This window comes from Alkaliphilus metalliredigens QYMF (assembly GCF_000016985.1).
GTDB classification, from domain to species: Bacteria; Bacillota; Clostridia; order Peptostreptococcales; family Natronincolaceae; genus Alkaliphilus_A; species Alkaliphilus_A metalliredigens.
On sequence record NC_009633.1, the window covers coordinates 2,875,238 to 2,895,503 of the forward strand.

The 20,266-nt window shown below is 37.7% G+C and carries 21 protein-coding genes; all 21 read right to left on the reverse strand.

Features of this window, described 5'->3' with window-relative positions; all coding sequences use genetic code 11:
- Positions 1-5: 5 nt before the first annotated feature.
- The 21 genes from AMET_RS14110 to mraY all read right to left on the reverse strand — a co-directional run bounded on the left by AMET_RS14110 (position 6) and on the right by mraY (position 20,258).
- Complete coding sequence (locus tag AMET_RS14110) at positions 6-923, reverse strand: YIEGIA family protein (RefSeq protein WP_012063980.1); 918 nt, start codon at positions 921-923, stop codon at positions 6-8.
- An 11-nt stretch (positions 924-934) separates the two neighbouring features.
- Positions 935-2,137: a stage II sporulation protein P gene (gene spoIIP / locus AMET_RS14115; protein WP_012063981.1), complete on the reverse strand. Its 1,203-nt coding sequence runs from the start codon at positions 2,135-2,137 to the stop codon at positions 935-937.
- On the reverse strand, positions 2,127-2,885 hold the full coding sequence (locus tag AMET_RS14120; protein ID WP_012063982.1) for a YphA family membrane protein: 759 nt from the start codon (positions 2,883-2,885) through the stop codon (positions 2,127-2,129). Before AMET_RS14120 ends, spoIIP begins: the two co-directional genes overlap by 11 nt.
- Before the next feature lie 152 nt (positions 2,886-3,037).
- Positions 3,038-4,804: a two-component system histidine kinase PnpS gene (gene pnpS, locus AMET_RS14125; RefSeq protein ID WP_012063983.1), complete on the reverse strand. Its 1,767-nt coding sequence runs from the start codon at positions 4,802-4,804 to the stop codon at positions 3,038-3,040.
- Positions 4,805-4,812: 8 nt separating this feature from the next.
- On the reverse strand, positions 4,813-5,502 hold the full coding sequence (locus AMET_RS14130) for a response regulator (RefSeq protein WP_012063984.1): 690 nt from the start codon (positions 5,500-5,502) through the stop codon (positions 4,813-4,815).
- Positions 5,503-5,517: 15 nt separating this feature from the next.
- Complete coding sequence (pgeF, locus tag AMET_RS14135) at positions 5,518-6,315, reverse strand: peptidoglycan editing factor PgeF (RefSeq protein ID WP_012063985.1); 798 nt, start codon at positions 6,313-6,315, stop codon at positions 5,518-5,520.
- Between the two features lie 98 nt (positions 6,316-6,413).
- Positions 6,414-6,881: a transcriptional regulator NrdR gene (gene nrdR, locus AMET_RS14140; protein WP_012063986.1), complete on the reverse strand. Its 468-nt coding sequence runs from the start codon at positions 6,879-6,881 to the stop codon at positions 6,414-6,416.
- An 85-nt stretch (positions 6,882-6,966) separates the two neighbouring features.
- A complete protein-coding gene (locus tag AMET_RS14145; RefSeq protein WP_012063987.1) occupies positions 6,967-7,263 on the reverse strand; it encodes a YlmC/YmxH family sporulation protein in 297 nt (98 codons plus the stop codon).
- 171 nt (positions 7,264-7,434) lie between these two features.
- A complete protein-coding gene (gene sigG / locus AMET_RS14150; protein WP_012063988.1) occupies positions 7,435-8,208 on the reverse strand; it encodes an RNA polymerase sporulation sigma factor SigG in 774 nt (257 codons plus the stop codon).
- A 96-nt stretch (positions 8,209-8,304) separates the two neighbouring features.
- The gene (sigE, locus tag AMET_RS14155) at positions 8,305-9,012 is read right to left on the reverse strand and encodes an RNA polymerase sporulation sigma factor SigE (protein WP_041721685.1); all 708 of its coding nucleotides are present in this window, start codon (positions 9,010-9,012) and stop codon (positions 8,305-8,307) included.
- Between the two features lie 59 nt (positions 9,013-9,071).
- Positions 9,072-9,962 (reverse strand): sigma-E processing peptidase SpoIIGA, encoded by an 891-nt coding sequence (gene spoIIGA / locus AMET_RS14160; protein WP_012063990.1) that lies wholly within the window; start codon positions 9,960-9,962, stop codon positions 9,072-9,074.
- A 289-nt stretch (positions 9,963-10,251) separates the two neighbouring features.
- On the reverse strand, positions 10,252-11,346 hold the full coding sequence (ftsZ, locus tag AMET_RS14165; protein WP_012063991.1) for a cell division protein FtsZ: 1,095 nt from the start codon (positions 11,344-11,346) through the stop codon (positions 10,252-10,254).
- Between the two features lie 199 nt (positions 11,347-11,545).
- Positions 11,546-11,902, reverse strand: a complete 357-nt coding sequence (locus AMET_RS14170; protein WP_012063992.1) for a small basic family protein — start codon at positions 11,900-11,902, stop codon at positions 11,546-11,548.
- Positions 11,903-11,905: 3 nt separating this feature from the next.
- The gene (locus AMET_RS14175) at positions 11,906-12,628 is read right to left on the reverse strand and encodes a DUF881 domain-containing protein (RefSeq protein WP_012063993.1); all 723 of its coding nucleotides are present in this window, start codon (positions 12,626-12,628) and stop codon (positions 11,906-11,908) included.
- Positions 12,629-12,653: 25 nt separating this feature from the next.
- Positions 12,654-13,391 (reverse strand): DUF881 domain-containing protein, encoded by a 738-nt coding sequence (locus AMET_RS14180; RefSeq protein WP_012063994.1) that lies wholly within the window; start codon positions 13,389-13,391, stop codon positions 12,654-12,656.
- Positions 13,391-14,179: a cell division protein FtsQ/DivIB gene (locus AMET_RS14185; RefSeq protein WP_012063995.1), complete on the reverse strand. Its 789-nt coding sequence runs from the start codon at positions 14,177-14,179 to the stop codon at positions 13,391-13,393. Before AMET_RS14185 ends, AMET_RS14180 begins: the two co-directional genes overlap by 1 nt.
- 95 nt (positions 14,180-14,274) lie before the next feature.
- On the reverse strand, positions 14,275-15,525 hold the full coding sequence (gene murA / locus AMET_RS14190; protein ID WP_041721688.1) for a UDP-N-acetylglucosamine 1-carboxyvinyltransferase: 1,251 nt from the start codon (positions 15,523-15,525) through the stop codon (positions 14,275-14,277).
- Positions 15,526-15,652: 127 nt separating this feature from the next.
- Positions 15,653-16,753, reverse strand: coding sequence for an undecaprenyldiphospho-muramoylpentapeptide beta-N-acetylglucosaminyltransferase (murG, locus tag AMET_RS14195; protein WP_012063997.1), 1,101 nt, complete (start codon positions 16,751-16,753; stop codon positions 15,653-15,655).
- A gap of 5 nt (positions 16,754-16,758) precedes the next feature.
- Positions 16,759-17,877, reverse strand: coding sequence for a stage V sporulation protein E (gene spoVE / locus AMET_RS14200; protein WP_012063998.1), 1,119 nt, complete (start codon positions 17,875-17,877; stop codon positions 16,759-16,761).
- 1 nt (position 17,878) lies between these two features.
- Positions 17,879-19,246, reverse strand: a complete 1,368-nt coding sequence (gene murD, locus AMET_RS14205; protein ID WP_012063999.1) for a UDP-N-acetylmuramoyl-L-alanine--D-glutamate ligase — start codon at positions 19,244-19,246, stop codon at positions 17,879-17,881.
- Between the two features lie 16 nt (positions 19,247-19,262).
- Positions 19,263-20,258 (reverse strand): phospho-N-acetylmuramoyl-pentapeptide-transferase, encoded by a 996-nt coding sequence (gene mraY / locus AMET_RS14210; RefSeq protein WP_012064000.1) that lies wholly within the window; start codon positions 20,256-20,258, stop codon positions 19,263-19,265.
- Positions 20,259-20,266: the final 8 nt, after the last annotated feature.

Below are 20,266 nucleotides of genomic sequence, written 5' to 3' on the forward strand. Positions count from 1 at the left end.
TCCTTCTACCTTCTTAGGCTTCTTCCCACTTTTGAATCTAATGGTTTTCGCTTGGAGGATTCTAATACTGGTGTTGTTTTAACTACTTCTATTAAACAATCAACGCTGGGATTCATCGTAACGATAGCCATGACGATATTTCCATTATTCGGATTTCTCCGTGCAATCGGTGTAAAGTCAGGTTCATCAACATCCTTACGAATACCAAGCTGGGTCGCTGCATTATGTTGGATAGCTTGCCGTTGCCCAATATTTGATAATGCTGCAACACCATTGGCATCATTTGGTATAATTTCAACTGCAACGCCGCTTTTTAGAAAAATGTCTCTCGAGTCCTTTAATCCTATATTCATAACGATCACACCATTAATCGTCAGGAGGGGTCCTTCAAAGGATATTTTCGCTTCCTCTACCTTTGCAATGTCTTGAATCACTCTTCCCTTTAAGTTGTTTTTTAAAAACACTGCTACCGCAGCACCTACTACGACACCGGCTATAATTTGAATAATCCAGCCTTGATCTAGTTTAGCAGTTATAAATATTGCTGCCCCAGTTCCAAGAGCCGTTAAAATAGCCAAATAATTTCTTGCTTCAAAGGCTTTTGCAATATCCTCAATGTATGCGGTTCCCCGAGGAACTAATTCTGTCGGTTCAATATTATCTAAGCTCTGTCTTTCCATATTTCTCACATCTCTAAACTGTTGTGCTGCTAAGGCTAAAAATGTGATGGCTGCATACTCCTCCTCAGCAATGGCAGGAATGGCAACCGCACCTAAACCTGCTGCAATCATCCCCAGGGTAAAGTGCGATAGATACCCTTGTGGATAAGTAGGATATTGTCGATAATCAGATGTCATCATACTGAGTCTTGCCAAAGTTCCCATCATAAGCGCCGTTAATATAAGGATATAATATTCTTCCAATTGATCATCACCTATTTTTTATTCTTACTTCGACCTAGAAAATTTCGAAATTCATCTTTAAAGTTTCCAAGCTTTGATTTCCATTCCTTGCCACCACTACTTAAAAATAAAAAGGCTAGTCCTCCGCCACCAACAACTGCAATTAAACCCATGATACCAGCTCCTGAGCCACCATCACTTTCTGCCTCTGGGGCAACGTCTTCAGTATCTCCATCCTCATCCTCTACGACGCCTCCAAACATAGCTGTTGTCACAGCTTCTGCAAAATATCCTGCAGATGTTTCCGGTCGTTGTCTTTCTTGTTCAAATGTTCCCATCTCCAGTAACATGGCCCTAGGCGTTAAATCTTGATTGTAATCTCCTTTTGCATAAAAAATGTCTTTAATTAATCCTGGATGCATCTCATCAGCAACTGCCTTAACATGCATGGCTAATTCCTCATTGGCTTTGAAATTTTGATTACGTCGTCCGATAACCATTCTTACCTTTGATGCTGGTTTACCATTTATTTCAGTATTATATTGCTCTACTGGAACAGCATCTCGATGTACATCTATTAATGAGGCGACCCCTTGTTCTGTCATCAATTCCATGGCTGTTCTTCTTGATCTTTTGTATGCTCCTGCGTCATGGGGCACATGATTTGTTTCATCATGGGTAGCTTCAACACCTTGATTCTGGAAACCTTCGCTTAATTTTGATGCTACTTGTATAATTCCCCCACCTTCTTCAATACTTTCTTCGCCATCTGTAGGAACGTAGGATTCAGCGCTATGGGTCGTATAAATTCCTACCCTTCTCTCTAAATTTTCCCATCCTCCAGGACGTTCTCCTTCACCTTCACCCTCCTCTCCCTCTTCTTCTTGAGCTAAAAATAGTGCTGCTAATCCTTCAGGACCGTCCAGTGCCAGTTTTACTCTTTCAAGAGCTTCAAGATTAATCTTAGGTAACTGGACGTCATTTATAAAGTCCGCGTAGGCAATCCTACTGCTTGTGTTCACTCTTGTCACTTCGTACATTTTATTGTCACCACTTAGATATTGATCACCTCGTGTGACCTCAATACCTGTCATGAATAACACTTTATCGCTATTAGAGTTATAAACAGTGAAATATTCTCCAGGCTTTCGATATGCATCAACAAAGCTAAAATTCGCTGACACTAAGACCCCAATTAATATGAAACATAGTAAAATTCGTCCTTTATTTCTCATCTTGATCACCCCTGTCATCTATGTCTCTTTTAAAATTCTTGTTTTTGTTCTTATTCTCGTTCTTTTTTTTATCCTCCTTGTTAGCCTTTCCTAGGGTACTAACAAAATGTCCTTTTTCGTAGTGCATATTTTTTTTTGATGTTCCTCCTTGAAGCCTTTCCCGAGTTTCTCCAATTATCTCTGCAATCAAAACTGCAATAATTCCTGCCATTACAGTGGTGTCCACACCACCAGCTCCTCCAAAACGTGTTGGTGCCGGGATGTTATTAATATTATTAAGGACCAGTTGAATCACATCAGCTAGAACAACACCTAAAATTCCCGCTATAAATGCGGCTCTTCTGGAGCGTCCAAACAAGTAAGCAATAATCCCACCAATCAACGGATACACATAGTTTGGGTCGATCTGCATCGCTTCTGGTTCAGCAGGCAAAACATATCTTTGTGTTAGGTAGATTGCAGCTCCAGCAATGACTGCTGCAACAATAGCTCTAAAACGTTCTTTTCCTGTTTCAACTTTAATAAATAAGTAAATCACTAACCCCATTGGAATTAAAAATCCGCCTACATTAAAGGATACATTCTCAGTTATAGCAATATTGGGGATAAATATTGTGGAAAGTACAATTGCTATAATAATGGCGATTGCAGCTTTATCACTTAATCTCAATCTATCTAATACACGCTCTGCTAATCCCATGAAAATTAGTATAGCAACGATGACTAGTAAAATCATTCCTATTGACATCCATATTCCTCCTTAAAGTTAGATACTTTTAGTCTCATTTTATATTTCCCGCACAAAGGTAAAACTATACGAAAAAGCAAATTTCATCAAAAAAAAGGAAGTCATTCAAATTACTGAACAACTTCCCTTAATTCCATTTTCGACAATGCACTTTAGGTTTCATCAATAGGTACGATAAGAATAAATTCAGTTCCTTTACCCACTTCGCTATTGACTTTAATTCTTCCATTTAAAGAAAGTACAATATGCTTTACGATGGCCAAACCTAATCCAGTACCACCAACCTTACGTGTTCTCGCTTTATCAACACGATAAAAGCGTTCAAAAAGACGTGGGATATCCTTTTTGGGGATCCCAACCCCACAATCTTTAACTGAGAACACTACATGATTATACTTCTTATAGGCTGAAATCTGAACTCGCCCACCTTCTGATGTGTATTTCAAGGCATTATCAATTAAATTGATGAACATTTGTTTAAACCAGTCTTGATTTCCTATTAGTATGGGCAGATTTAACTCGACTTGCGATCCCAAACGAATACTTTTATTTTGGGCAATGGGTGTCATCATTTCAATTACATCCTTAAGGGCTTCATTAGTTTTAATTCCTTGGCCGGCTAAATGGCTATGATTGTTTTCTATTTCAGAGAGGGTTAAAATATCGTTAATTAAGCGTGCTAGTCTTTCAGTTTCAATGTCAATAATATCTAAAAAACGCATTTTTGTTTCTTCATCCTCAATGGCTCCAGATTTTAGAGTCTCAATAAAGCCACTGATAGACGTTAAGGGTGTTTTTAATTCATGAGAGACATTAGCTACAAACTCAGAACGCATTTTTTCTAGCTTTCTAATCTCACTTACATCCTCCATTAACGCAACGAGACCAATAATCCTTGTTGGATCATGCTCTAGCTGAATTGGATTAGTATACACCTTCAGAATTCTTTCCTTCGGTTCCTTAAGTGTCACTTCAATTTGTTTTGCCTCATTTTTTTCAAATATTTCTTTAATTTGTTCATCCAATAAATTATTTCTAATGACTTCAAGTATATGCTTTCCCATAGCCTCTTCCATCGTAGTGTTAAACAATTTTTCTGCAGCAGGGTTTAATAAAATGACCTGACTTTTGTTATCCACTGCTACGATCGGATTAATAATACTTGTTAAAAGGGCTTTGAACTTTGTATTACTCTGTGATAGTTGACTAATGGTATGCTTTAAGTGATCTGCCATATCGTTAAAATGATCTCCTAGTTGCCCCATTTCATCGTTAGAAACAACACGAACCCGCTTGTCAAAGCGTCCTTTTGCAATTTCATTAGACATTTCTGTCATTTCCTTAATTGGCTCCATGATCTTTCGAATAAAACGATATCCTAGTATTGATGCCGCAATTAGGCCAATAATTATAGAGATTCCAATATAATAATAAAGCCTTTCATTGATTCGTTGAATTTCTAATAAATTGATGGCTAGCCTGACAATTCCAATGTTTTCTTCACTAAATTGTACAGGGATGGCAATGTACATCATATCTATATTAACTGTTTCACTATGACGTATTGCTCTCCCAAGTCCGTCCTCATAAGCCATTTGAACTTCTGGTCGATTTCTGTGGTTCTCAATAACCCCTTCAGCAGCTAATGAATCCGCCAGTACTTCTCCACTTTGGTCTATAATTGTCACCCGCACCTCAGCTTTGCTACCGTACTCTTCTGCAATTCGTTGTAATTCAGCTGGTTTTAAATCCACTTCCTTCTCCATAATAAAGGATTCAATGAGCTTGGCATTGGAAATCAGGCGTCTCTCTAACTCGTTCATATGACTAGTTCGAATCAGACTTAATGAAAGAAATCCCGTTAAGAGAATCCCTATGAGCAAGAGAATCACAAAGGTCCCAAATATCTTTTTTTGCATTTCTTCACCTACTTCATCTTATATCCGACGCCCCTAATGGTTTCAATATATTCACCACTTTGGTCGTCACCTATTTTCTTCCTAAGGTGGCGAATATGTACATCTACAGTACGGGTTTCCCCAAAGTAATCATATCCCCATACTTCATCTAATAACAGGTTTCTTGATAGTACCTTACCTCTGTTTTCTGCTAAAATTCTAACCAGCTCAAATTCTTTTAATGTGAGCTCAATTGGTTGATCCTTTATTCGAACCTCATGCTTTTCAGTGTCAATCATCAAATCCTTGACTACCAGTTTAATTGCTCTCACTGTTTGTTTTTCTTCACTTCTTCTTAAAACTGCCTTGATGCGAGCAACCAATTCTCGTATGCTAAAGGGCTTCGTCATATAATCATCAGCGCCTAGCTCTAACCCTAAAATGCGGTCAGTTTCTTCACCCATAGCCGTTAGCATGATAATTGGTGTTTTGTCATAATCGTCCATTCTTCTAATTCGCTTGCAAACCTCTATCCCATCTATTCCTGGTAACATTAAGTCTAACACAATTAAGTCCACATCATTGTTTTTCACCAACTCAATACTTTCTTCTCCATTATCACTTGTCAATACTGAAAAACCATTTTTCTCCAAGTTAAACTTAATTAATTCAATAATATGCTCCTCATCATCTACAACCAATATATTCTTCCCGTTCATTTAGAAGCCTCCTTTTTACTTTAATTGGATAAGAGCCGCCATTCGCCCCGTTACACCTTTTTCCTTTCGATGAGAGTAAAATAGATCTGTTCGACAAGCAGTACAAAGACCACTTGTTATTATATTTCTATCTTGTACACCAATTTCCTTCAAGGCAACAATGTGTGCCCGCCACAGATCCAACATATATTTGCCTTCTCCCATTGGTTTTACAAAGGTAGCTGTCTGTGTAAAGTTTGTGTTAAATTCATCAATGACCTCTTTGTTCACTTCATAACAGCAAGGACCAATTGATGGTCCAATGGCAACAATAACATTTTGAGGATTTGTTCCAAAGTGTGTCATCATTTTTTTCACGGTTTTTTGAGCAATTTTCATCTGTGTTCCTCTCCAGCCACCATGCGTCGTTGCTACCACTCTATGGTCTGGATCCACGAAAAACAAGGGTACACAATCAGCATAATAAGTCATCAGTGGGACACCTCTTTGATTGGTGATCATGCCATCAAAACCATCTGTTCCGTCACCTGTTTTACAGGATTCTCCTACAATCTTGATTTGATCTCCATGAACTTGATTTGATCTCTGTACCTGACTTGGGTTGATACCCACTGCTTCACAAAAGTGCTTGGTATTTTCAATAACAGTCTCATAATCGTCCTTGGTTTTACGCCCTAGATTCAAACTATCATAGGGGCCTTCACTCTTCCCTCCAATTCTCGTGCTAAAACCATGTTTTAGCCATTCAAATTGTTGAAACGCTTCAATCTCAAAATAAGTAACACCTTCTTTGATAATTTGTACAAATGACATATTGTCCCCTCCTATACCCGAAGATAAAATCTCTTTTGATAAAATAAAGAGCAAGAGATTTAACTCCTGCCCTCACGCTGTCCCTGCTTAACTATATATTAAGCTTCTTCTGGTTTTTCTTTTAGAAGCTTTTTTAACTCATCCATAAATGTATTGATATCTTTAAATTCCCTATAGACTGAAGCAAATCTCACATAGGCCACTTCATCTAACTGCTTTATCTGATCTATCACTAATGTGCCAATAAATTCCGTTGTAATTTCCTTTTCCATAGAGTTGTATAACTGCTTTTCGATATGATCTACAATGGCTTCAATTTTATTTAATGGCACAGGCCGTTTTTCACAGGCCCGAATCATACCATTTAAAACTTTGTTTCGGTTAAATGATTCACGGTTTCCGCTTTTTTTGACAACAATTAAGGGGATTTCTTCGATTTTTTCATAAGTCGTAAATCGCTTATGACATGATACACACTCTCTTCTTCGTCTAATTGCTTGTCCTTCATCAGTTGGTCTTGAATCAACTACCTTAGATTCAAAATGTGAACAAAAGGGACAGTTCATCAACTCACCTCCCATTTTTTTATGACACTGTCATAACCTATATGTTTTCATTATAATATAGACCTTATGGGAAGTCTATTCCTTTTTATTTAATCGCTTTGATCGGATAAAACCCTTCATCGTCGTTCTCCACTCTTGGTTCTACTGGCCCTTTTATCTCAACCAATATCACATCAACACCAATATGTTTAATTTCACCCCAAGTCACCTCTTGCTCTTCTTCTTTTCCAAATAACCCCATCATTCTTCCTTCAATAGGTACAATAATGGCAGTGACCCTTCCTCTTTCCATATCCACTTCTAAGTCTGAAATATAGCCGAGCTTTTTGCCATCTGTGATACTCACTACTTCTTTCTCCGTTAAATCTGATGCTCTTATCATCGTTTGTCCCCCTTTGCATTAAACAATTACTTGACTTTGTTATTTACAAACTCTTAGTAGGTAGATCATTAACTCCCTCTAGATTAAGTCTCATTATATATTTATGGACTTCCTGTCTTCTTTATGACACTGTTATGGTAAATTTCTTTTAGACTACTAAAGAGAACTCCCTTATATGTTTTTACGCATATGCTTTAAAGCAGTTTTTTCAAGTCTAGAAACTTGTGCTTGTGAAATTCCAATTTCGTCTGCCACTTCCATTTGTGTTCGTCCTTCAAAAAAGCGTAAATTCAAAATATGCTTTTCTCGATTATTTAACCTCCTCATGGCTTCTCTTAATGCAATACCATCGATCCAGGTTTCATCTTCACTTTTTTCGTCACGGATCTGATCCATTACAAAAATTGCATCTCCACTATCATGGTAAATTGGTTCAAACAATGATACTGGATCTTGTATTGCATCTAAAGCAAACACCACATCTTCTCTAGGTATATTTAGATTCGCTGCAATCTCAGCTACAGAAGGTTCCTTAGATTTCTGATTTGTCAACTGATCTCTAACTTGTAATGCCTTATAAGCAGTGTCTCTTAGAGAACGACTCACCCGTATGGAGTTATTATCTCTTAGGTACCTTCTGATTTCTCCAATGATCATTGGTACTGCATATGTAGAAAATCTAACATTATGCCTCAAGTCAAAATTATCAATGGCTTTGATCAAGCCAATACATCCCACTTGAAACAAATCATCTACATGTTCCCCTCTATTATTAAATCTTTGTATCACACTTAGAACTAATCGCAGATTACCCTGGATAAACTCCTCTCTAGCACTGTTATCCCCTTGTTTAATAAGACCAAAGAGATGTCTCATATAATCATTTTTCAATACTGGTAATTCTGATGTGTTTACTCCGCAAATTTCCACTTTGTTAATATGCATTGTTCTTCTCCAGTCCCTTCGCTATGAATTACCCCTTTTCTTATTTAAATTATTGACGAATTATCTAAAAAAAATAATCATCCGAGGACGATTATTTTAAATCAAACGATTAATTTCTTTTTTTAGCCTGATTATGATTCGTTTTTCCAGTCTTGAAATATAAGATTGAGATATTCCCAGGAGATCAGCCACTTCTTTTTGTGTTCTCTCCTTTCCTGTTTGTAGTCCAAATCTCAGTTCCATTATTTTCCTTTCCCTTTTGGACAGTTTTTTAAGTGCGAACTTCAATAATTCCTTATCTACCTCTTCTTCTAAGAATTTATAAATAATATCATTATCAGTTCCTAAAATATCCGAAAGTAGTAATTCATTCCCATCCCAATCAATGTTCAATGGCTCATCAAATGAGACTTCCATTTTGACTTTGCTATTTCTTCTGAGATACATCAAAATTTCATTTTCGATACATCGAGAAGCATAGGTTGCTAGCTTGATATTCTTGTCCGGATTAAAGGTATTAACAGCTTTAATGAGGCCAATGGTTCCTATGGAAATTAGATCCTCTACACCAATTCCTGTATTTTCAAATTTTCTTGCAATATACACGACTAACCTCAAATTTCTTTCTATTAATATGGTTCGAACGGTACTTTCATCATTCTTCAGCTTATTGATCAGAAACCGCTCTTCATCATGGGATAATGGAGGCGGCAGCGCCTCACTGCCTCCAATATAATAGACAGTATCTTCTCTAAATATATTTAGTTTTTTTAGTATCTTCATGACATAAAACTGATACATCATTTTAATTTTACTTATCCATAATTTCACCTTGTCTACCTCCAATGCTTTAATTAGTCAATTTACACTAAATCGGGGTGCAGTAATGCCCGATAATCCTCGTTCTTAGAGAGTTTTTTATGGTAAATTGCAATGATCGTGTCCTGAGTCTCCTTCATTATTGAATTGTTTTCAATCGAAACACGATCCGGCTTGAAACCAACTAACATGCCATTTTCCGTTCCCAATGCCTGAAAAGGAATCATTCTAATTCTTGTCATCCATGATTGATTATCTAATAATAGGGCAACTTGTTTATAATCAATTGTAGTTGACTGGTTGAATATTCTTTTAACCTCTTCCGGCAGTAAGTTAGTAATGGCTTCATATTCAACAATGATGACAGGGTAGTTAGTCAGTGGATCTGTTAAGGAGTTTCCTGTATCTACTAATCCTTGAACTTCTACTGAGATTCCATTGATTTCTATCAATATCTTAGTAAAAACTTTTTCTCTACTAATCTGTTTTTGTATATATCCCCAACAAAAATGAATTAATATATACCCAATCCCACAGGAAACTAAGATGTTTTTAAGCGAGACATTAGTGATGTAAAAAATGCCATTGCTGACTATTCCATTAAAATTAGTAAAATAAAACAGAGCAAATCCAGCCCCTCCAAATATTAGAGTAATTAAATAAAAAATCCCTAATAGTCTAAAAAAATCCTTGAATCGATAAGGCGAAAACGCTACCACAATAATCAACATAGAGCACGCTACCTTCATCATCATGGAGAACATGAAGTGAAGAGAAGGAAAAAAAATAATAAATGCATATAAAGCGCCTAATGACGATGCCAATACCAATAAAAGCTTTTTACTCTGATATTTGGCAAATCGAGCTGTTAATGAAAGAATAATAAAGTTCATTACAAAATTCTCTAAAAATACATACTCAGCATAAAGAATCACATCATTCCCTCCTCTTTAAGGGACACAATCCTATTATTATACAATTATTCAATTTTGAAATGCTTTATGTCTATTATATTGGATCTCGTACTTTTTTTTTGTCACTTTATGAAGTCGAAATGGTACTTTGTCCCTCGTATTTCTGAATTTTTTGTTGAACGATAATTTTTGTTTACATAATATGTTTACAGGAAACAGGACAACAAAAGACCTGTATTTAATACAGATCTTTGTAGTTTACTATCTTATTGAGTTTTTGTGGATAATGTAAATTTTGTTAACTATATATCTATTTCTTTCTTCTTAAAAAAATTGGAATATCTAGATCATCATTGCGCTCACTTTTTAACTTGTCTTCCTTTGTAGCTGCCACCTCTTCATCTTGAGAGAGTGGGTTTTTCTTTTCGTCTCTAGGATCCTTAGATAATAAGCTTTTTTCAAAGCCTGTTGCAATAACTGTAATGCGAATTTCATCCTTTAACTCTTCGTCGATCACAGCACCAAAGATAATATTTGCGTCTTCGTCGGCTGCCTCAGTAACCAACTCAGCAGCTTCATTTACTTCAAATAATCCCATATTTGCACCACCAGTAATATTTAAGAGGACTCCCTTTGCCCCCGTAATGGAAGTTTCTAGCAGCGGACTTTGAATCGCTTGTTTTGCTGCTTCCGCAGCACGATTTTCTCCACTAGCTCGTCCGATTCCCATATGTGCTAAACCTTGCTCAAGCATTATGGTTTTGACATCTGCAAAGTCTAGGTTAACAAGTCCAGGTACTGCAATCAAATCCGAAATACCTTGAACTCCTTGCTTTAAGACGTCATCTGCCATTCTAAAGGCTTCTAGCATTGTTGTTTTCTTTTCAATCACTTGTAGCAATCGATCATTAGGAATGGTCACTAGGGTGTCCACACGTTCCTTTAGTTGCGCTGTTCCTTGCTCCGCATGTAACATTCTTCTTTTTCCTTCAAATGTAAAGGGCTTCGTGACAACTCCTACAGTCAAAATTCCCAATTCTTTGGCTATTTCAGCAACAACAGGAGCAGCTCCTGTTCCTGTTCCACCACCCATTCCAGCAGTCACAAATACCATATCTGCGCCTTGCAGTATTTGAGAAATATCCTCTCTGCTTTCTTCAGCAGCCTTTTGTCCAACATCTGGATTTGCACCTGCCCCTAATCCTCTTGTCAGTTTTTCTCCAATTTGGATTTTATGCTCTGCCTTAGAAGTAAATAAAGCTTGTTTATCTGTGTTAATCGCAATAAATTCTACACCTTTTAAGCCGGATTCAATCATTCGGTTAACAGCATTATTTCCTGCACCACCAACACCTATGACTTTAATTTGTGCAAATTGTTCCATGGCAACATCAAATTCTAACACAGTCTATTACCCCCTCATTATGTAAATAAATTTTTCGCGTTTATTATCGTTTCTTCATCTATCAATATCCTTTTTACTGTATCATAGGTTAAGATTATAATCTATGGGTCAAAGGGCTATTAAAAGTACTATAGACTTATTCAACAAAAAGACTCTATTTCCTTTTTTTCAATCATATTAAAGTGGAAAAATAAAAAAACTATTCCGTTGAATTAGATCCAGAACGTAATCGTTCCAATAAGTATCGCCGTATCATGGCAAAATTATGGAATAATCTACCTCCAAATGCAAATATAGCTGCATAATACAATGGTACCCCTAGCTTATCTCCTATATAGGCAAGAAAACCTGCTAATATCGCATTACCAAAAAAACCAGAAACAAATATTTCTGTATTAAATTTATCCTCCATATTGGCTCTAATTGCGCCAAATACAGAATCCATACATGCTAGAATTGCAACAGAAATGTACAGAGAGTATGCCACAGGGTATTGAATCGGCAAGTAGAGTCCAAGTAAAATCCCCCCCAGTAAACCAACCAGTGCTAAAATCATTTTCTATTCACCTTCCTTTGGTATCGCATAGTTAAATTGAGTGCTACCTTGAAATTTTGCAATTCTGACTCGCTCACTAACCTGTGTTTCAATACCTAATCCCCAAATGTCCCTTAAGTTAATTGCAGTTGTACCCGGAGCCCTTACAGCCGCAGCTAGTGTTTGTGTATCTCCAATGGCTCTAATAACAAATGGCTGTCCATAGGTATATCCATTAATTGTAATGGTTGGGCCTGTGCAAATAATTTCTGATTTACTAGTGAGTATTTGACCATTTATTGAGATAGCTTCAGCTCCAGCGATCTTTAAATCATTGACAATACCCAGTACATCGGCTTCATGAATCACCACATCGTTAGGCTCTTCTCCTTCGTACAAGTCCCTCTCGCTATCAGTCATACGGACTGTCACGCCGGGTCCTTCTAAGTCTATCATACCTGATGTCAACATCATATTATCAATTTCAGCCTCTAAAATATCTTGAATCCCTTTTCCATCAGCGATAGCTTGTTCATATTCATTTAAACGGTTTTCACTTTGTACGACTAATGCTCTTAGGTTATTAGTCCGTTCCAGTTCCGTTTTAACAGCATTTTGCAAATCAGAAATTGTCCTAATATCTACATGTTCATATTCAGCATCTGCATTTTTCCACTGAAAAGTTAAACCAAATCCAAATAGGAAAAAGGTAAAAATGATAATCCAACTTTTGTTTGCCATTTTCATAGTAGACCCCCATTATCTATTCATACTACAGATTTTCTATGGGCTTAGCAAATTGATAATCGATAACTCTGCTGTATCTGGGAATTGTCAACTCACTTTCCTTCCGAACTTCTATATTCAATCTTTCATAGTGCTGTCGAATTTCCCATATGATTCCATATCTCATATTTAAGGATGATTCCAAATCTTCTGGACTCCCAATTGCAGTAATCATAAAAGGTGGTGACGTTGGTACATCGTTGATCATCACGCTATTTGATGTCAAATAAACTTCAGTAGTTGCAATATATCGTTGATTATTAATTGAAATTGCTTCTGCTCCAGCAGCATTAAGTACATTAATTAGGGATAATAAAATTTCATAGTTATACATAATCAAGCTGACTTCTCCAGTGCCAGCATATTCAGCATCTGCTGGGGGGTCTGCAATCGTAATGCTCACTCCTGGACCCTGTAGTGCTTTGCTTCCTGACATGATTTGAAAACGATCTAAATCATTCCTCAAGTTTCTAATAATCAAATTTTCATCCGCCTCAGAAATCTCATATTCACGAAGTCTTTTTTCCAGCTCTGTTAACTCTTCATTAAGACGGGTTCTCTCACCACGCAATTCACTTAATTGCATAGCCAGTTCTTGAGCTTTGTGTGTAGATAAAAACCCTTCCCCTTCTCTATCCCTAACAGTTTTAAGCTGCATTGAAATGGTTAATCCTAAAATAGCACATAGGATTCCCACCGCAAGCTTCCCTTTAAATGCCTTCATCACTCTTCATCTCCTTGTTCCCTTTGGTCCTTTACTGAAATATGACCCTCATAACGCATATCTACTGTTGCGCTGCGAATTCCACGTGTATACAATTCAACTAATACTTCATCTAAGGCCACCATGCTATACCCTGGATCTCTAACATTACCTAATAGTACGGTTATCCCATCAAATGTAATTAAATTAACCTCATTAGGTTCACTAATATTCACTTCAGAAATCATATCATAAATTGTCGTTTCCCTAGCAGCCCTTAAAAGTCCTAATGCAATTTCAAGCTGTTCATCATTATGGGTTTCGATTATTTCTCCTACTTTGAAGTTCTTCAACTCTATCCCTGTAATAATGGTTAGATCGTCTGCCAGATAGCTGTCAATAGCCTTTAAAATTACCGTGTTCTCGTCTATATAGATATACGATCCCATATAGGTTATTATAGCATATTCCTCACGCTCCTTCACATGAATTTTCATGGTGTTAGGAAAGCTCCGTTTCACTTGTGTTTCACTTATATAAGGATGGGCGGTGATGTTCTTTTCAATTGTTTCCAAGTTATATTTCAGTAAGTTTCGATTATAAACTAATTGAGATGCCTCGATGATTTCTTCAAAATTAATTTCATTCTGACCTTGTACTTCAACATGTTTTAAGTTCATTAAGTCTGACTGTAAAATATAGTATATTCCTGATAAAATAATAATAATTGCAAATAAGATAGATGTTAGTGTTCTTTTTAGCTTCCTACGAACTACTCGTTTTTTACGATAACCCTCATTAATCGGCATTTGAACTCCCTTCCTTCACCTTCGGTGTCTAGCTTGTCCCTCATCCGAACAATGAAAGTGCAGCCCATACTTAGCTGCTTGCTTTCATTTTTCTTTTATACCTTTGTAATTTGTGCACCCACTTGTTGCAATACTTCATGAATATCATCATACCCTCTATCCACATGTTTTGCATTTTCAATAATTGTTGTTCCTTCTGCAGCTAAGCCAGCAATAATGAGTGCTGCCCCACCTCTTAAGTCCTTTGCCGACACAGTGGCTCCAGTTAATTTAGGAACCCCTCTTATAATGGCTACACGGCCATCCACCTTAATATTTGCTCCCATTCGAATTAATTCCTCTGCATGCTTATAACGGTTTTCAAAAATATTTTCAGCAAAAACACTGATGCCATCTCCCATAGTCATTAAGGCCATCATCTGTGATTGCATATCCGTAGGAAATCCAGGATAAGGTAGGGTTCTTATGGAGTCAATGGCTTTTAGTTTAGTAGGACTCACTAATTGAACTGATTGATTGGAACACGTGATGTTACATCCAGCTTCCCTTAATTTGTATATGACTGATTGTATATGCTCTGGTATCACATTAGATAATGTAACTTTTCCTTTAGTAGCCGCTGCGGCTGCCAGATAGGTACCTGCCACAATACGATCGGGAATAATCCTGTGTTCTACACTATGGAGTTTCTTAACTCCTTCAATGTAAACTGTGGCACTTCCTGCCCCTGAAACCTTTCCACCCATTGCATTTAAAAAGTTTTCTAAATCCAAAATTTCTGGCTCTCTGGCAGCATTTCTAATAATTGTCGTACCTTCTGCAAACACCGCTGCCAATATACTGTTTTCCGTGGCTCCGACACTTGGAAAGTCCAATTGAATCTCGCAGCCCTTTAATTGTTTTGCTTCACAGATTAGATACCCATGTTTTTCTTCAATTTTTGTTCCCATTTCTCGCAAGGATTTTAAGTGTAAGTCAATGGGCCTAGGGCCAATTTCACATCCTCCAGGATAGCTAATCTTAATCTTACCACAACGAGATAATATAGCACCTAAGATAATAATGGAAGATCTCATTTCTCTAACTAGGTGTTCAGGAATTTCATGATTATCTAACTCACTTGAGTCGACAATCATGGTATTCCCTTCTCTTTTCACATGACAACCCACGGATTCTAAAATACCTGTCATGACTTTTACATCGGATAAGTTTGGTATATCATGAATCACATTGAGAGAACCATTTAATACAGTTGCTGCTAATATGGGTAAAACCGAGTTTTTTGCCCCACTTACGCGCATCTCCCCCTCTAGCTTCTTCCCACCTTCAATGATAAAGCGACTCATCATTTAGCACCTCCAGCATGAAATCTATCTATATTCATCCAAATGATGGTTGATCATCATATGTCTGAAAAAACAAATATATAACCATACTATGCTAAATTTCTGGAGGTGTGTCACTTTTCTATTTTCAACTTTTGATCATTGAAATGACTTCGGCATAGATCATTTCTAAAGCTTGAGTCTTGGCTGAAAGAGCGCTAGCCTTTGCCATTTGCTCTAGCCGCTTTTTATCACTTAACAGACCCGTTATTTCCAAGTAAAGCCGATCGGCGTTTAATACTTCTTCCTTAATCATAATCGCTGCACCTTTCTCTTCCAGCGCCTTGGCATTAAATTCTTGATGATTTCCTGCGGTATAGGATTTAGGGATGATAATCGCTGGTTTTCCTACGGCGGTAACTTCAGCAATGGTGATGGCACCTGCACTACAGATCAACAAGTCACATGCTTTAAGGGCATGCGGCATATTTGTTAAATAAGGAAGCACATCATTATAGCGTAAAGTATCTTGTTTTTTTCCTAGCTGCAGTTTGATTGTTTCGAAGTGTCTTTGTCCCGTCACCAATAGGATCTTGAAATCGTTATTTGGATGCTTCTTAAGTAGATTTACCACAGTCTCATTGATTCTCGCAGCACCTCCACTTCCTCCCACCACGAGAATCAGGTGTTTTTTACTTCCTGAGTTATATTTTTGTGTGGCTTCTTCTTGACTGATTTCTAAGAATTCTCTTCGAATTGGATTGCCTGTTATAATAAGCTTTTCCTTGCTCTTGAAGTACCGCTCTGCTTCTTCAAAGCTTAGGGCAATTCGATCTACATAGTTTCCTAGTACCCTATTTGTGAGCCCTGGAAACACATTTTGCTCATGGATTAATGTCTTATAGCCTAATTTGGTGGCCATATAAAGTACTGGCCCACAAACAAATCCTCCAGTCCCGATAACCACATCTGGATTAAAATCCTTAATTAATCTTCTTGCCTCCACTAATCCCTTAATCAACTTCGCAATACTCTTTACATTATGAAAAGAAATTTTCCTTCTCAAATAACTCACTGTAATATGTTTGATTTCGTAGCCCGCCTTTGGTATCAGTTCACTTTCTAGTCCTTTGGCTGTTCCGACAAATTGTATTTTTGCCTGGGGATGTTTTTCTGTAATTTGATTGGCAATAGCAATGGCAGGGTAAATGTGTCCGCCCGTTCCTCCCCCACTGATCATGATGCGCATGGTTTTCAGCTCCTATCTAAAATTGTGTATCTAGAAATATTTAATAAAACCCCAATGGCCGCCATAAAAATAACCAAGGAACTTCCTCCAAAGCTGATAAAGGGTAGGGGCATTCCTGTGACAGGCATCGACGAGGTCGCTACAGCAATATTAATAATCACCTGAACTGTGATCATTGAAATAATACCCGTAGCCATTAAACAACTCAATAAATCCGGGGCGTTGATGGCAATTCGAATTCCCCTCCAAATCAGTAGCATAAAAAGTAAAATAATCGTTGCACCACCAATGAATCCTAGCTCTTCACCAATAATTGCAAAAATAAAGTCATTCTGAGGCTCTGGTAAGTAGAAATGTTTTTGCACGCTTCTACCTAGTCCTCTACCAAATAATCCCCCTGAGCCTAGGGCTAGTAAGGACTGTACCGCCTGAAACCCTGTATCTCTTGGATCAGCCCAAGGATCTAAAAATGAGGTGACGCGTCTTGCCTTATAGCTTTCTCCTTTTATAACAAGATATGTGATCATTCCTCCTATCCCCGCTAACCCTGTTCCAGCTAATCCAACAAAATGAGACATTTTCATCCCACCGACAAATACCATGGCCATAATCACCACAGCTACCACAAAGGCTGTAGAGAAGTCCGGCTGCGCAAAAATTAATCCAAAGTAAATACCAATTATCATTAAAAAGGGTAGTACTCCATAAACAAAGCTTTTAATTTTCTCTTTTTTTCTTGTAATACTTGTGGATACAAAAATGATGGCTGCAAACTTAGCTACCTCCGAAGGCATAATCGTAATGGGTCCTGCCCCTAGCCATCTTTGTGCACCATTTCGATTGATACCGATAGGGGTCAACACCACTACTAATAAGACTAAACTAACGAAAAAGAGTAAATTGGCATACTTTGCCCAATACCAATATTTGAATCGAGCACAAAAAACCATGGCACCCGTCCCTATGGTGGCCCATATAAGCACTCTTTTCAGGAAATAATATCCATCATTCATTCGAACAAGGGAATAGGAAAAACTTGAACTGAAAACCATAATAATCCCAATGATCACTAGCATTGATACCGAGATGATGACAGTGAAATCATAGGGGTTTTTTTTTGGCATTTCAAGACCTCCTTAAACTCGATACTAATTTTTTGAAATGCTGACCTCTGGCTTCAAAGTTTGGGTACATATCCCAGCTGGCGCAGGCTGGAGACAATAGAATTGTATCTCCTGCTTGGGCAATTCCCTTGGCCCTTATCACAGCTTCCTCTAAATCCCGCACTTGACTAACCACCTTAAAGTTGTTGTGCAGGGCTGTTTCGTATATGTTGTCGCTAGTTTCTCCATAAACCAGTAAGTGCTTTACCTTTCCATCAAAAGCCTTCACAAAATCCGTAAAATCTCCGCCTTTATCCTGTCCTCCTGCAAGCAAAATAATAGGCGCTTGTGCCGCTTCTATCGCTTTAATAGATGCATCCGTATTAGTCCCTTTAGAATCATTGATATACTTGACCCCTTCAATCTCTTCAACAAACTCTAATCGATGAGCAACTCCAGGAAAATTTCTTAATCCCTTTGCAATATCTTCTGCCGATACCCCTAGAATGAAGGTCATAGCCGTGGCAGCTAAGGCATTTTCTAAATTATGTTGTCCTAAAATCTTGATTTCATCTATATGTATCACATCATATCGTTTCTCTTTTGTCTGAATGGTAATTAGCTGATTATCAACAAAAACCCCTTCTTCTAGAATTTGTTTTCTACTAAAATAAATTTTTTGTGCAGCCAAGGTCTTCCCAGCCTCTCGGGAAGTGATATCATCATAGTTTAAAACAGCATAGTCCTGTAGGGATTGATTCATAAAAAGATTTAATTTAGCCTCTCTATAATTCTCTATTGTTTTGTGCCTATTCAAGTGATCAGGGGTTAAGTTTAACAATGTACCTACCTTCGGGTGAAACTCCTTGATACTTTCTAATTGAAAACTACTGACTTCAATTACGATGACATCTTCTTCTGTGGTGTCTAGAGCCTTTTCAATGAAAGGAACACCTATGTTTCCAACCACATAAGTATTTTTACCAGCTCCTTTAAAAATTTCTCCAGTTAAAGCCGTGGTGGTGGTTTTACCATTTGTCCCTGTAATGGCTACAATCTTTCCCCTGGATAATCGAAAAGCAAGTTCTACTTCACCAATGATCTCTATTCCCTGGGCTTTGATCTGTTGAATAAAGGGAATGTCTAAGGGGACGCCTGGTGAAAGCACCACAAGGTCTAATTCCCCCAAGGTTGTCAGCTCTTCAGGATGTCTTCCTAATATATATTCAATTTGTTCATGTCCTATGGCATCAATTGTTTCTGCTAAGTCAACTTCACTTTTCATATCATTGACAATTATTTGCGCCCCTTGCTGTTTCAACACCCTTACCAAAGGAACACCTGTTACTGCTAAACCAATGACTAATACTTTTTTATTTTTCAGTTCCATTTTCACACCCGCTTTCCTAGCTTAAGGCTAACATGCCCACAAGACATAATATCACTGTTACAACCCAAAAAACGATGACCACCTTTGTTTCTGCCCAGCCACTTAGTTCATAGTGATGATGTAGGGGACTCATTTTGAATATACGTTTTCCAGTTAACTTAAATGAAATTACTTGCAGTATAACAGATACTGCTTCTGCAAAATAAATGCCTCCGACGATGGGAATGATCAATACCACATTCATGAGAACAGCGATGGTGGCAATGGCTCCCCCAAGAGCTAAGGAACCTGTATCCCCCATGAAAACCTGGGCAGGATGGGAGTTGAATTTCAAAAACCCAAGACAAGCCCCGGTAATGGCAGCTGCAAATATTGCCAAACTCACATAACCCCAGCTCATGGCCACTAATGCAAAGAAGGCTGCAATAATTAAAGTCACCCCTGCTGCTAATCCATCTAACCCATCAGTTAAATTGACGCTGTTTACTGTGGCCACCACCACAAATACAATAAAAGGTATATATAAAATTCCTAAGTCTATGGTTTGGGTTATTGTAAATCCTGCTATGGTGATTCCTTCCCCTACAAATGGTACAATCACTTCCGTTCCCATGATAGAAGTCCTCGATTGATAAATCGCTAATATCACCGCAATCGTTCCTTGTAAAATGAGTTTCTGGTAAGCCCGCAACCCCAAATTACGTTTTAGTATCACTTTTATAAAGTCGTCAATGAATCCTATGATCCCAAAGGCAACAGTGGCTGCCAGGGCAATCCACAACTCTTCATTAATTAACCCCGAAGTTAAGGAGGTAATTATAATAGACATAATAAGAATAATACCACCAATTGTGGGTGTACCACTCTTGGCCATATGGGTTTTAGGCCCTTCTTCCCGAATGGTTTGCCCTACCTTTAATCGCCTTAAAAAGGGAATCGTTAAGGGTCCTAGAATTAGTGTGATTATAAATCCAATAATAATCGTATAAATAATTTGGTTATGGTTCATCATGTGCCCAT

Excerpts from the sequence above, each read along its gene's own strand:
- spoIIP (WP_012063981.1), bottom strand. The coding sequence starts at position 2,137 with ATGAGAAATAAAGGACGAATTTTACTATGTTTCATATTAATTGGGGTC.
- AMET_RS14120 (WP_012063982.1), bottom strand. The coding sequence starts at position 2,885 with ATGTCAATAGGAATGATTTTACTAGTCATCGTTGCTATACTAATTTTC.
- pnpS (WP_012063983.1), bottom strand. The coding sequence starts at position 4,804 with ATGCAAAAAAAGATATTTGGGACCTTTGTGATTCTCTTGCTCATAGGG.
- AMET_RS14130 (WP_012063984.1), bottom strand. The coding sequence starts at position 5,502 with ATGAACGGGAAGAATATATTGGTTGTAGATGATGAGGAGCATATTATT.
- pgeF (WP_012063985.1), bottom strand. The coding sequence starts at position 6,315 with ATGTCATTTGTACAAATTATCAAAGAAGGTGTTACTTATTTTGAGATT.
- nrdR (WP_012063986.1), bottom strand. The coding sequence starts at position 6,881 with ATGAACTGTCCCTTTTGTTCACATTTTGAATCTAAGGTAGTTGATTCA.
- AMET_RS14145 (WP_012063987.1), bottom strand. The coding sequence starts at position 7,263 with ATGATAAGAGCATCAGATTTAACGGAGAAAGAAGTAGTGAGTATCACA.
- sigG (WP_012063988.1), bottom strand. The coding sequence starts at position 8,208 with ATGCATATTAACAAAGTGGAAATTTGCGGAGTAAACACATCAGAATTA.
- sigE (WP_041721685.1), bottom strand. The coding sequence starts at position 9,012 with ATGATGTATCAGTTTTATGTCATGAAGATACTAAAAAAACTAAATATA.
- AMET_RS14170 (WP_012063992.1), bottom strand. The coding sequence starts at position 11,902 with ATGATTTTAGCACTGGTTGGTTTACTGGGGGGGATTTTACTTGGACTC.
- AMET_RS14175 (WP_012063993.1), bottom strand. The coding sequence starts at position 12,628 with ATGAAAATGGCAAACAAAAGTTGGATTATCATTTTTACCTTTTTCCTA.
- AMET_RS14180 (WP_012063994.1), bottom strand. The coding sequence starts at position 13,391 with ATGAAGGCATTTAAAGGGAAGCTTGCGGTGGGAATCCTATGTGCTATT.
- AMET_RS14185 (WP_012063995.1), bottom strand. The coding sequence starts at position 14,179 with ATGCCGATTAATGAGGGTTATCGTAAAAAACGAGTAGTTCGTAGGAAG.
- murA (WP_041721688.1), bottom strand. The coding sequence starts at position 15,525 with ATGAGTCGCTTTATCATTGAAGGTGGGAAGAAGCTAGAGGGGGAGATG.
- murG (WP_012063997.1), bottom strand. The coding sequence starts at position 16,753 with ATGCGCATCATGATCAGTGGGGGAGGAACGGGCGGACACATTTACCCT.
- spoVE (WP_012063998.1), bottom strand. The coding sequence starts at position 17,877 with ATGCCAAAAAAAAACCCCTATGATTTCACTGTCATCATCTCGGTATCA.
- murD (WP_012063999.1), bottom strand. The coding sequence starts at position 19,246 with ATGGAACTGAAAAATAAAAAAGTATTAGTCATTGGTTTAGCAGTAACA.
- mraY (WP_012064000.1), bottom strand. The coding sequence starts at position 20,258 with ATGATGAACCATAACCAAATTATTTATACGATTATTATTGGATTTATA.